We start from the raw sequence: 12,200 nt of genomic DNA, 5'->3' as shown, positions 1-12,200 counted from the left end.
GCCTCCGCCTCGAATGCGCCTGCTGCGGATGCGCCGGCGGCGCAGGTGCAGGACGACGCGCGCATCCGCGCGTCGGTTGAGGCGAAGCGGGCGGGTAAGCCGGTTGAGGTGGCGGGGTTGACCTCGGCGACGAGTTCGACTGTGGCCAATCCGGACGGGAAGACGTTCACCACGACGGTCAGCACCCGTCCAACACGAATCAAGCGGGACGGGGCGTGGGTGCCGATCGACACCAGCTTGGTGGAGAAGGACGGCGCCTTGGTGCCCAAGGCCGGGCCTGCGGTGACGGTGTCTGCCGGTGGGGATGGGCCGTTCGCGACGGTGGCCGATGAGGCAGGCAACTCGATCGCGCTGAGCTGGCCGTCCCCGTTGCCCAAGCCGACTGTTGAGCGGAACAAGGCGCGTTACGTCGATGCGGCTGGTTCGGGTGCGGACTTGGTGGTGACGGTGTTGCCTGGTGGTGTCCGTCACGACATCGAGTTGCGTGAGCGTCCCACGACGCAGCTCAACTATCGCATCGGGGTTAAGACCAGCGGGTGGAAGCTGCAGCAGGACGGTCAGGGCCGGCTCACTGTGACCGACAGCGCGGGCAAGCTGGTCGCGCCGGTGGCCCAGCCGGTCATGTATCCCAAGCCCACCCGCGGGGAGAAGGCGGGGGACACCCAGGCCGGTACCAACGCGAACGCGAAGGCGGACGCCAAGCCTGAGGCCAAGGATCGGCACCGGCGCACGGGCCGCATCGCCACCCGCCTCACCGCGGAAGGCGACCACCAGGTCCTGGAGCTGACCCCGGATGCGGCGTTCCTGTCCGACCCGACGCTCACCTACCCGGTGACCGTCGACCCGACAGTGGACCTTTCCTTGCAAGCAGACACCTACGTCGGCAACGACGACAGCACCGGTACCCCCGCCGAGGAATATGAACTCTACGCCGGTGCCGGCGGCGGCTACGTCGCGCGCAGCTACCTCAACTTCGACACCTCCTTCCTGCCCGGCGCGACCGTGACGCAGGCACAACTGTCGCTCCTCAACAAGGATGCCCCCGAGTGCGGGCCATTCGGCTCTGGCATTCAGGCCAGCAGGGTGACCCGCGCCTGGGACCCCTACACCGTCACCTGGAACCGGCAGCCGTACACCACCACCGAAGACGCCGTCATCAGCAAGGACGCCCACATCATCGGGTCCTGTGGCGATGACGGCATGGGCGCATTGATAGTCACGTGGGATGTCACCGGCATCGCCCAGGACTGGGCTGCCGGCCAGCCCCGATACGGCCTGCAGATACGAGGTGTCGATGAAAGCGCGGAGGCGGACTGGCGTATTTACGACTCCTCCGAAGGTGCCGTCGCTTACCCTGGCGAGGCTCAGGCGCCGGCGCTGACCGTCACCTACTCGCTGCCGTCGTCGTCCCCCACGGTGGGCAACCTGTCGATCACCCCGTCGGCCGGGGGCGCGGTGTCGTCGCTGACGCCGACCCTGCACGCCACCGTCTCCGACACTGCCAGCGGCAGTCTGCGGGCCGACTACCAAGTCGAGCACGACCCCGCCTACACCGCTGAGGGCACCGGCCAGATCTGGACCGGCAGCTCCACCGGCGTCACCTCCGGCAACGACGCCCCCGCCGTCGTCCCGGCAGGGAAGCTCAGTAACGGGTGGCACATCCGCTGGCGGGCCCGCGCCACCAACACCGGCACCTCCACCTCCTCGTCCTGGTCGAACTGGCAAACCGCCACCATCACTACCGCGCTGGACCCCGTGGTCGACAACGTCGCCTCCGGCACCCAGGCCACCCTCACCGTCCCCGCCGGAAAGCTCGCCGACGGGTGGAAGGTCCGCTGGCGCGCCCGCGCGGTCGCCGCCGGATCCAACACCTCCGCATGGTCGGACTGGCAGGCGCTGACGGTGAAGGTCCCAGCCGCTACCGTCTCCCAGCTGCAGATCACCCCCGCCGAGACTGTCGACGGGAAGACCGCTGTGTCGTCGCTGACGCCGCAACTTCTGGCCACCGTCACCGACGCCTACGGGCAACCGCTACGGGCGGAGTTCGAGCTGGAGCACGACCCCGCCGACACCGAGCACGGCACCGGCGGCATCTGGACCGGCGCCGCCGACAACGTTGCCTCCGGCGCTCAGTCGTCGGTCTCCGTCCCCGGCGGGGCCCTGTCCAACGGGTGGGGAATCCGCTGGCGCGCCCGCGCGATCAACACCGCCACCCAGGTCGCCTCCGCCTGGTCGGACTGGCAGGCCGCCACCGTCAACGCCGGAAACATCGCCTCCGAACCCGGGGTGATCGCGCTGCAGGTCACCCCCTCTCAGGTCGTCGACGGCACCGCCGTGGCCACGTCGCTGACCCCGCAGTTGCGTGCTCAGGTCACCAACCCCGCCGGCGGCGCGATGCGGGCGGAGTTCGAACTCGAACACGACCCCGCCGCCCCTGAGGGGCAGGGCACCGGCCAAATCTGGACCGGCGCGGCCGATGACGTTCCCGCCGGCACCCAGGCGGCCGTTGCCGTCCCCGCCGACAAACTTAGCGAGGGCTGGCTAGTGCGCTGGCGCGCCCGCGCCGTCGCCGGCGAGACTGCCTCATCCTGGTCGGACTGGCAGACCGTCCGCGTCGACCAGCCCGACCCGGTGCTGGGCACCCTGCAGGTCACCCCGTCCGAAGTAGTGGACGGAAAGATAACCAGCGCGTCGCTGACCCCGCAACTCTTGGCCCAGGTCACCGACCCCGCTGGCGGAAAGGTACGGGCCGAGTTCGAGCTGGAGCACGACCCCGCCGCGTCCGAAGGCCAAGGCACCGGCGGCATTTGGACGACCGCGGTCGACAACGTGACCTCCGGCACCCAGGCGACGGCGCCCGTCCCCCAAGGCAAGCTAAGCGACGGGTGGCTCGTGCGCTGGCGCGCCCGCGCCATCACCGGCGGCGGCACCTCCGCCTGGTCTGACTGGCAGCAGCTGACCGTCGTCGACGGCTCACAGGTCCTCACCGTAGACGAGCCCCGCACCCAGCCCGCCATGAACGGGACCACCAACACCCTGACTCCCGCCCTGATCGCCAAGGTCAGCTCACCCGCCGACGGCCAGCTGGGCGCGGAATTCGAGGTCGAGCACGACCCGGCCGACACCGCACACGGCAGCGGCCAGATCTGGACAACCACGGTCAGCGGTGTGGCCTCCGACAACGACGCCGCCGTCACCGTCCCCGTTGGGAAACTAGGCGATAGGTGGAAGATCCGCTGGCACGTCCGCGCGACCCGCGGCGGTGACACCTCCGATTGGACTTCCTGGCAATCGATCGAGGTCAAGGCGGCACAGCACTACGACACCACCTACGAATACAACAGCAACGGTCGGATGACCAAGCAGACCGATGCCAACGGCAACGTTCGCACCTTCACCTACGATCTGCTCGGCCGCCCCACTGCATCCCACGACCCAGACGCCGGCGACTCCCAGCAGGCCTACGACGCGGCCGGCCACTTGCTGTGGTCGACAAACGCCAAGGGACAGAAGGTTTCCTACTCCTACGACGACCTCGGCCGTAAGACTGCCGTTTGGTCCGGGGAGCGCGATAGTGGGACCAAGTTGGCCGAGTGGGTCTACGACACCGCCGGAAAGGGCGAGGGCAAGCTGTCCTCCGCGACCCGCTATGTCGACGGCAACGCCTATGTCGATGCGGTTTCGGACTATGACTCCATGGGCCGCCCACTCAGCTCGACCCTGACGATCCCCTCGTCTGAAGGTCTACTGGCGGGTACTTACACCTTCGCCACCAAGTATACATTCAGCGGATCGGTTGCCTCTTATACAATGCCCGCAGCCGGGGGCTTGCCTAGCGAGCAGATCAACTTCACCTATTCGGAGCTGAACCTTCCGCAGGTTATGACTTCCGACTGGAGTGGTGGATTCACTTATATTGGATCAACGACCTACTCCCCGACTAACCGCCTAACCGAGCGCTCCTATGGCGCGAACGGAAAGATCAAGCGCGCGCTCACATGGGATGAGACAACTGGTTGGTTGAAGCGGGTCACGACGACGACCAGTTCGGACACGGATAATCCGGTTGTCAGGCAAGACGACCAGTACACCTATGACGTCTCCGGTGAGATCAAAAAGATCCTGGACGCTGCCTCTGCCACTAACGGAAGCAGTGGCCAGTCCGAATGCTTCACCTATGACGGGTTGCACCGTCTGACTCAGGCGTGGACCACCACGGCCACGTCCTGTGGGTCTGGTGCAGCAACGGGCGACAATCAGGGAGCCGACCCATACGCACAGTCCTATACATACGACGCGGCCGGCAATCTCACAAGTCTGACCTCTGATGGGCAGACCGCGACCTACAATTACCCGCAGGCGGGAGACTCTGCGGAACGGCCGAACGCGGTTAGTTCCATCACACGGCCCGCGGGTACGGATACGTACGCCTACGACAATGCGGGCGCAATGATCTCCCGCACTTCCGGCGGCAAGTCTGGCAGCTTCGACTGGAATGAACTCGGTCAGTTAGAGAAGGCAAGTATTGACGGCCAGGACACCACGATGGTGTACGACGCGAACGGCCAACGGCTTATCCGTCGTGAGCCTGGAGGTAAGACGACCCTTTATCTCGGCTCCATGGAGATTGAGGCGACTGGAAACTCTGTCACCGCGAAGCGTTACTACGGATCGCCGGACGGCGTCATCGTCGCGGCGAGAGCGAGCGGAGATGGGCTCACCTGGCTGATGTCTGGCCTCCATGGGTCGAGTGAGATCGGTGTAAATGACGTCACGGGTGCATTCTCTCGCCAACGATATCTGCCCTTTGGGCAGCATCGGGGCAGGGATCAACTTCCGTTCGGGGACCGCGGTTTCCTCGGTAAAATTGAGGACGAGTCCACTGGACTCGATCTATTGGGTGCTCGTTACTACGACCCTGAAGTAGCGAGGTTTATATCGGTAGATCCCTTGCTAGACCTGAGCAACGCGCAGCAGTCGAACCCCTACTCCTATGCGGGCGATAACCCAATTGGGATGTCTGATCCCACGGGTCTGGTGAGTGGACCTCCGCCTCAAAATCCCTGCGCGCATCCAAAGAGTAAGGAGTGTCGTGATTCAAAGCCCTACACCGTCTACTGGGACTACGTCAAAATAACTTTCCCCTCCCGCTGGATGGCCACCGCCTACATCAATCGCATGGCCCGCGATGGAAAGATATGCCTATCGCAGAGCTGCATGAACAACTCGTTCTGGCAACTGAACACCGAAAAGGCTCTTATCCAGGATATATGTACGAAGCATCCGTCCTGGTGCGAGGACGCCGGTGGGAAAACTGCGAACGTCGATCACGCCGCAACCGACGAGTCGATGCGTAGCTATTTCGGGGAGATGGGCATCGGCGGCATGGCGCTCCTCATGTTCAATGGAGACGAGGGGTTCGGCGATCCGGAGATCCGCAGCGGAGTATATGCGTGGGTGAATCCCAAGACTGGAGAAGTCGCCAAAGTAGGAAAGGCATCGAATTTCGATACCAGATATAAACCGCAGGAACAGGAGGCGTTCAAGAATCGAGGATTCCGCATGGTGATCCTTTTCAGGACCCTGGACGCGACCACGATGAATGGTCTCGAAGACATCATGTATGATTACTTCAAGGCTATGGGGCAGAAGCTACCGGACAACGACAGGCGGCCTCTGAGTAGAGGGGCGGGCATGACCGCGAGCGATGCGAAGCAGGCCCTACAAGTGTCGAACTGGGCTAGGCGAGCGGGATTCAATTTCCTGCGAGGGCTCGGTATCCCTATGAAGCCGATGAGTCCTGAGCAGTTCCAAATCATAGGCCGAACAGGGCGGGGTTCATTCTTTGAAAAGATCGAGGGAGAGTAGGTTCTGAGCGGCTCATCCAGGACTCGTCACACCGATCGTCTCGATGTTGAAGGGATAGTAATGACCTGTTACTCCTCCAAAATACTAGATAACGATGATGCAATGAATTTTATTGCTTTCCTGGAACAAGCATCCGATCAAGGAAGGGTGATCAGAGACATACTAGAGGCGATACTGGAAGAGGACGATCACGTGCCGGCGGAAGTCATGCGGATAGGGATCGCATGCGCCGTACTGGTGGCGCTCCAGATCGATTCACGCATCGCCATAGAGGCATTACGAAGCAGGAAAATAACTCCCACGGTGACACCTGAGATAAGAATAATGGCACGGGACCTGCTGCAGTTCGCGATGACTCCTCGGGATCCAATTCACGGAACCAATGATCTCTACGCCCAGTGGAAAGTAGCTGGAGAGATGGATGAGGCCTGCAAGGAATTGGATAAGTACCTCAAGGCGCTCGCCGGACCCGACCTGCATCTCGCATACTCGCCTAATAGTGAATCCTTGGAGCCTGACTATCCCCTGACACCCCTCCCGGAGCGGGCAGTAATAGAATCTGAGAGATCACGCATCCGGCAGCGGGCATCCAGTCTTCGAGCGATACAAATCGAGACCTTCAACGACCCTAAGGACGACTTCTGGTATAACGATCTCGTATTCGAGCGGAATATATGCGAGTTCGCTGGCGGCGCCATTATCGACGGCAGCCGATCTCTGATCGATGACATCTTTGACGACCTCAAACTCCTCGACGTGAGGGGCGGCAGCCTCGCGTCGGCCGGGCCCGGAGATTTCAAATTCCTTGATGCCCTACCCTGGCGCTTTGCTTCCTCATACGATTCCAGTTTTGTGCGCAAATTTGTAGTGACTGCTATCGACACCGCTCAAAGCTTAATAAGGGACAATGGTCTCTCCTGTGCGTCCACTGCAGTCGATTTCGTGTGTAGATCCTTGTCCTGGAAGGTTGAATCCTTGATCCAGGCATATGCCGGCCTTGATGAAGTTGGCGGTCAGGCTCTTGCTCAGCGAGTCGCCCGTGAACTCCACCAGTCAGAGAACAGGCGTGATCTATGGGAGCTCTCACGGTCATCCTCCCATTACCGTATCTCTAAAATGATCCCGTTCATAAGTGATGGGTATGATGGGCCCCCTCGCCTTATTCAACCTGATCGATGGTTTCTACCATTCGCTCCAGACGAGAGCGCTTCGCCTTATTTTCTATACTGATCCTGCACGGCTAGAGCAGACCTGTGTACCATGATGTTGTGTGTCGATCCGCAAGCGGACCCTTTCTTGCTACTTCATAGAAGCCTACTTCCCGGAGCTACGGATTGCCCCGGCCCTTAGTCGAGCGTGGCTCGAGGTGTCGCGCCGCACGTCACCTGCCGGATGTCCCGGCACAATCAGCGAAGACATGAGCCACCGGCGCGCCGGAATGTGAACAGCATGGAGCGGCCGCACCCGAAGCACCTGTACGGCTGCCGCCCCGGTCATAAGCCCACGCGCAGCATCGGGTTGTTCTCGAGAAGCCTCTCTATACGCCGAGTCCGCGCATAGGGTTGTCGCGCCACATGTCTCCTGTGCGGACGTATCCGTGGACGACGGGTGAGGTCTCGACCCAGCGGCCGTGGCGGGCGATGGCCAGCATGGAACGGCCGGCGGCGGCCGCGGCCGCGGCCGACGCGCCGCCGGCGCAGAGTGAGTGGGCGGAGTAGCTGCCTGGGTTGTCCAGGCCGGCTGCCTCGGCTGCGGCTTTGACGCGCAGGTCGATGGACTGGGCGGTGAGCCTGTTCCGGAAGTGGCCGTTGCGGTCGACGCCGCGGACGACCGCGGTCTGGACACCGCGCGAAGTGATGACATCGAGCCATTGCTGGGTGACGCGGGCGGGGCAGGCCGACGAACATGTGACCCAGGTGATCCTTTTTGTCGACGAGGGGATATTCAGGCCGAGCCGGGCGGACGTCATGGGGTTGCTTGAAGGGGTCATCTCTCGCCTGGAACGATTCGGCGAAAGCATGGCTGTCGAAGGGCGAGAAGTTGTCGACGCCCATTATCGATATGCAGTTCTGCTGCATCAAATCTATGCTGAATTTCTGCGTAGGGGCTCCGTAGCCCGTCACCTGACCGGCAGGGAATAACAATGAGCCGCCACACGTGGTGGGCGGCTCATTGTTTCTGTTGGAGCCTTTGTGCGCGCGACGCGGTTGCAGGTCGTGTCGGCGAACTTCCCGTCTCTCCAAGTCGAAAACGGATCAGCCCACTGGCCCGCCATGTCACGCCCGTCAGCTCGGTCTCCAGATCGCGATGCGGCCGCTGCAATCGTTCCGATCGTGCCGACGCGAGGCTCGCCATACAGTGACGTGTCCTAAGGTGCTCAAGACCATCGCGGTGACGGCGGACGACCTCACAGCCCTCCCAGGCCGACCCGCGGGAACGGAGCCACATCTCCTGATAACTTCACGGAAGCGCTGTTCCCGGAAGTAATCCTGATATGATCATGAGTGACCCAGGCCGGCAGAGGAGAGAGCACCACCGTGACTGACACTCCAGCAGAGGGCACGCCGACCATCACACCCCAGGATCGGCAGGAGCACTGCGATGCCTTCCGGGCCGCGCTCATCCCGAGGGTCGAACAGGTGCCCGGTCTCATCGTCGGCCTTCCCCAGAGCCTGAAGCACGGCCTCTCCTCGTTCGCGACGTGGCTGCACTGGGAAGGTGACGAGGACGACCGCGGCTACTGGGTGGACTCCGAGCTGGGCCACTCCGGCGAACACCCGGTAGCCGGCCTGGTCGCATACCTCGCCGTCGCCTACTACTGGTACGACGCCGGCAATGACAGCGAGGAGAGCGACCGCGTTCTGAGTCTCAAGTTCGACCATTACCAGGCGCGCGATGTGCAACTGCACGCCGCACTGGTGGTGGCCGCGGTCCGTCTCCACGGCGCGCGGCGCGGTCTCGCCGGATGAGCCCGGCAGACTGTACGCCGGGAGAACTGGTGAATGCCCCCAGAACGGCCTGCTGATGGAGGCGGAACTCACCCAGCAGATCCCCGCCGGCCGCCCCGCCCTCGCGGAGAGGGTGGTCACGCAAACGGACAGCGAAACCCCGAACGCTGCCGATGTGTGGAAGGACAAGGCCGCATGACGGCCCTGCCCGAGGTCGCAATTTCCGGCGACCGGCTGCCCGCAGTGCCGGCCGCACCCGAGCGGTCACCGTTCCACGTCTACCTGGACTCCCTCAACAGCGAGGAATCCAAGCGGACCATGCGCGGCTGCCTTAACCGCATCGCCTGCCTGGTCGCCGGCCTCGACGAGGAGCACTGGAAGCAGCTTCCCCGGACCGAACGGGACAACTTCGGAGCCACCCTGCCCTGGGGGCAGCTCACGTACGCACATACCAGCCGCATCCGCACCCTGCTGATTGAGCAGGGTTGGGCGCCTGCATACATCAACAAGCATCTGGTGGCGCTGCGTCGCGTGCTGAAGGAGGCTTGGCGGCTCGGCCAGATGAGTGCCGAGCAGCGTGACCGTGCCAGCGACCTGCCTCCGGTCAAGGGCACCCGGCTACCAGCCGGGACGCACGTTCCCCCGGAATCGCTGGCCGCCGTGCTGGGCGTGTGCGACGCTGCCACCACCTCCGGGCTCGAGGCCGACCGGGTCGCCGGCGCCCGGGACGGGGCGATCCTCGCCGCCTTGTACTCCACGGGGTGCCGGCGGGCCGAGCTCACCGGCCTGGCCCTCGCCGACTACGACCCGGGAACCCGGTCACTGCGGGTGCGGGGCAAGGGCGGCAAGGAGCGCCTGGTCTACCTCATCCCCGAGGCTATGGCCCGCCTCGAACAGTGGATCGCGGCCCGCGGCCGCACCCCCGGCGCCCTGTTCCCGCCCCTGCGCAAGGGCGGCCGCCTGCGCGTCGACGCGCGCGGCCGGCCCGTGCACATGACACCGCGCGCGCTCGGCACCATCCTCGACGCACGCTACGCCCAGGCTGCGGTCGCCCGCCGCACCCCGCACGACTTCCGCCGCACCTTCGTTGGCGAACTGCTCGACGCCGGCGTCGACCTGGCCACGACCCAAGCTCTGGTCGGGCACGCATCCCCCGCCACAACCGCCCAGTACGACCGGCGGCCCGAGCGGCGCCGTCAGGAGGCCACCGACAAGCTCATCTTGCCCAAGGCCCGGCCGCCGCGATCCTCACAATCGACGTCCCCACGGGGCGATGGTTGATCGCCGCCGTCTGAAGCGGCACTGTCGTCATCCGCGTCGCAGAGCTCAAGGCAGATACGTCACGGACCGCCATACGTGCTGCGCCCAGCGCAGGTCGCCCGGTTCGTCATACAGACAGGCGAGGCGTAGCGCCTGGCCGTCTTGGATGACATAGCGCCGCGAGGTTGCCACATGGGGCTGCCGCTACATGGGCGGCTCGAACGCCTCGTCCCAGAGGGCGCCACCATCAGGTTCGCCGAGGTCGGCCGGTGCTGGATCTCCTCGGCCTGCGCAGGTGTCGTTCCCGGCCGCTGGCCCCGTTCATTCCGGCCCGGCGAACCCACGTGCGCACCGTCTCCGCCGCGCCGATACGCCGATTCGCCGCGACCGCTTACATCGCAGCCCACTGCATGGGGTCGTTTCGAGACCGATCTCGGCGACCATGCGTACCGCGCGCTCGCGAAGTGCTGCCGGATGGGGACGGACGCGCCATGACCCGATCACCTCAGGGAATCGAGCCTCCACCAGGCTCAGAGCGCATGAGCGATGGTGCTGTTGTGTTCTCTGAGCGTTCAGCCGTACCAGGTGACTTGAATGATCTCCACCAAGCGCCGGTACTCGATGATCAGGTACGTGACCATGCCTCGACCGCCGTCGCCAAAGGTCTGCGTCCGCATCGGGGCGTCTGGCCGTTCTCCCACGAAGGGGTTGCCGTTCCATGGCGCGACTTGAAGGAACACGATCGCTTCGTGGAACGTCGCGAGCGCTTCTGCAGGCAGGGCGGCGATCTGCTCGTCTACCTGCTTGCTGATGCCGACCGTGTACATCTAGAGATCGAGTTCCACGCCGAGCACGGATGCCCGTTCGGCAAGAACCTCCCGCAACGGCCTGCCCGGAACATATTCGCCACGTTCGATCTGCTCCTGGATACGAGCACCGCGTTCCAGGACCGCTTCGTACTCCCCAGTCGCCTTCATCCTGGCCATGTGCCACCAGTGCGCGAGCAGAGCGTTCACCGGCGCGAGGTCCAGTTCCTCTGTGGCCTTGGCCATGGCCCGCCGATAGTCCCTGTCGAAGTACTCGCGGTCGGCAGGAGGCAGGCACGCGCGAATGTTGCGCGGAGTCCGGTCGGCCTGCAGGGATTTCACGATCTGTTCAGGCGTCCGGACACTGAGCAAGTCGTGTGACTCGGCGGTCATGCCGTTACCTCCTCAGCTCACTGGTGTCCTGGCTCAGCACGCGAGTCGCGACATCTCGCTCAAGCCTAGCCGTCGTGGGTCGGCGAAATCGCCGCTCAGTAGAGCCAGGGTCCAGGGAAGGCTGGTCTCCCTGCCTCGAGCGGGTGACGGTCCAGCTGTTGGCCCCGGCCGCGTACTGCCGGATCAAGTCCTTGGCCGTTTCCGGTGTCGCCTCAGGCCGTGATCGCTCAGTCGCCGGCCGTCCGCTGCACCTGCTCGATGATCTCGGCACGCGCCGCATCGCACATCCCATACAGCGCCACCCGTACGCCATTCGCGCGTTCTTCCTCCAGCTGCATTGATCGGGTGATTTGATGCGGCCCGCCGTGCCAGCTGCAGCTGCCTCGGCGAGGGGCCGAGCCGACCTTGTGACGCTCGGGACGGTACTCCTCATCGGAGACGATTCGGATTATGGTCGGCATCGCCATGGGTTCGACCCTTCCGCGGATAGGGTTCCGGCCGGTTCGCTGCCGACGATCCAAGAACCGTTGTCTGGCGTCAACCTGCTCCGCCTCCTGCCTCCGATAAATGGCCCTCCCGGCGAGGACGGCACCTTCTGGTGTAAAGCGCGGCGAAACGCCAGGAGGCTGCCCGCTGGACAGACCGTAGGACCGGAAACGAGGCGAGCAGCCTTCGAGTCGTGCGATGTGCGGGCGCTCCCTGGTCTGGTGCAGAGGGTCGGACGGGTCCTCCTCGAGCGTCGGTCTTCGCCGGGCCTGGTGTCCGGGCGTGGTCACGCCTGAGGCGTCACCCCTGTTCCGGCAGCTGACTATGCGCCGGCTTAGCCCGTCGAGACGTCCGCTCCTCGCCGGAACGGGGACGCCGCCGCAGGGCGGCTCCCCCCGGCCGGAAGACACCAAGCCCCATCCGGGGCCGCCGATGAGGG

General features: G+C 64.3%; 9 protein-coding genes. 4 read left to right on the top strand and 5 right to left on the bottom strand.

Annotated elements, in window-relative coordinates; genetic code table 11:
* A partial coding sequence (locus tag BXA11_RS44070; RefSeq protein ID WP_208865587.1) for a hypothetical protein occupies positions 1–185 on the bottom strand: 185 nt, incomplete at its 3' end.
* Positions 186–219: 34 nt separating this feature from the next.
* Between BXA11_RS44070 and BXA11_RS32505 the strand changes: the two genes are divergently transcribed.
* Positions 220–5,868 carry a DNRLRE domain-containing protein gene (locus BXA11_RS32505; protein WP_208865586.1) on the top strand — a complete coding sequence of 1,883 codons (5,649 nt, stop codon included), beginning with the start codon at positions 220–222 and terminating at the stop codon, positions 5,866–5,868.
* A gap of 60 nt (positions 5,869–5,928) precedes the next feature.
* The gene (locus tag BXA11_RS32500) at positions 5,929–7,098 is read left to right on the top strand and encodes a DUF4259 domain-containing protein (protein WP_076440709.1); all 1,170 of its coding nucleotides are present in this window, start codon (positions 5,929–5,931) and stop codon (positions 7,096–7,098) included.
* Positions 7,099–7,405: 307 nt separating this feature from the next.
* Here the strand turns inward: BXA11_RS32500 and BXA11_RS32495 are convergent, their stop codons facing one another.
* On the bottom strand, positions 7,406–7,858 hold the full coding sequence (locus BXA11_RS32495) for a site-specific integrase (protein WP_159454877.1): 453 nt from the start codon (positions 7,856–7,858) through the stop codon (positions 7,406–7,408).
* Between the two features lie 547 nt (positions 7,859–8,405).
* Between BXA11_RS32495 and BXA11_RS32490 the strand changes: the two genes are divergently transcribed.
* On the top strand, positions 8,406–8,837 hold the full coding sequence (locus tag BXA11_RS32490; RefSeq protein WP_143734652.1) for a hypothetical protein: 432 nt from the start codon (positions 8,406–8,408) through the stop codon (positions 8,835–8,837).
* A 174-nt stretch (positions 8,838–9,011) separates the two neighbouring features.
* Entirely contained in the window at positions 9,012–10,097 is a 1,086-nt protein-coding gene (locus BXA11_RS32485; protein ID WP_076440703.1) for a tyrosine-type recombinase/integrase, read from the top strand.
* Between the two features lie 551 nt (positions 10,098–10,648).
* Here the strand turns inward: BXA11_RS32485 and BXA11_RS32480 are convergent.
* The 3 genes from BXA11_RS32480 to BXA11_RS32470 all read right to left on the bottom strand — a co-directional run bounded on the left by BXA11_RS32480 (position 10,649) and on the right by BXA11_RS32470 (position 11,742).
* Positions 10,649–10,903, bottom strand: a complete 255-nt coding sequence (locus BXA11_RS32480; protein WP_076440701.1) for a hypothetical protein — start codon at positions 10,901–10,903, stop codon at positions 10,649–10,651.
* The gene (locus tag BXA11_RS32475; RefSeq protein WP_083744742.1) at positions 10,904–11,275 is read right to left on the bottom strand and encodes a DUF6247 family protein; all 372 of its coding nucleotides are present in this window, start codon (positions 11,273–11,275) and stop codon (positions 10,904–10,906) included.
* A 227-nt stretch (positions 11,276–11,502) separates the two neighbouring features.
* Positions 11,503–11,742, bottom strand: coding sequence for a hypothetical protein (locus BXA11_RS32470; RefSeq protein WP_076440699.1), 240 nt, complete (start codon positions 11,740–11,742; stop codon positions 11,503–11,505).
* Positions 11,743–12,200 lie beyond the last annotated feature (458 nt).

This window comes from Microbispora rosea, from assembly GCF_900156315.1.
Classification (GTDB): Bacteria; Actinomycetota; Actinomycetes; order Streptosporangiales; family Streptosporangiaceae; genus Microbispora; species Microbispora rosea.
The sequence above is the reverse complement of the archived record's forward strand: the minus strand, read 5'-3'. Positions and strand labels throughout refer to the sequence as shown.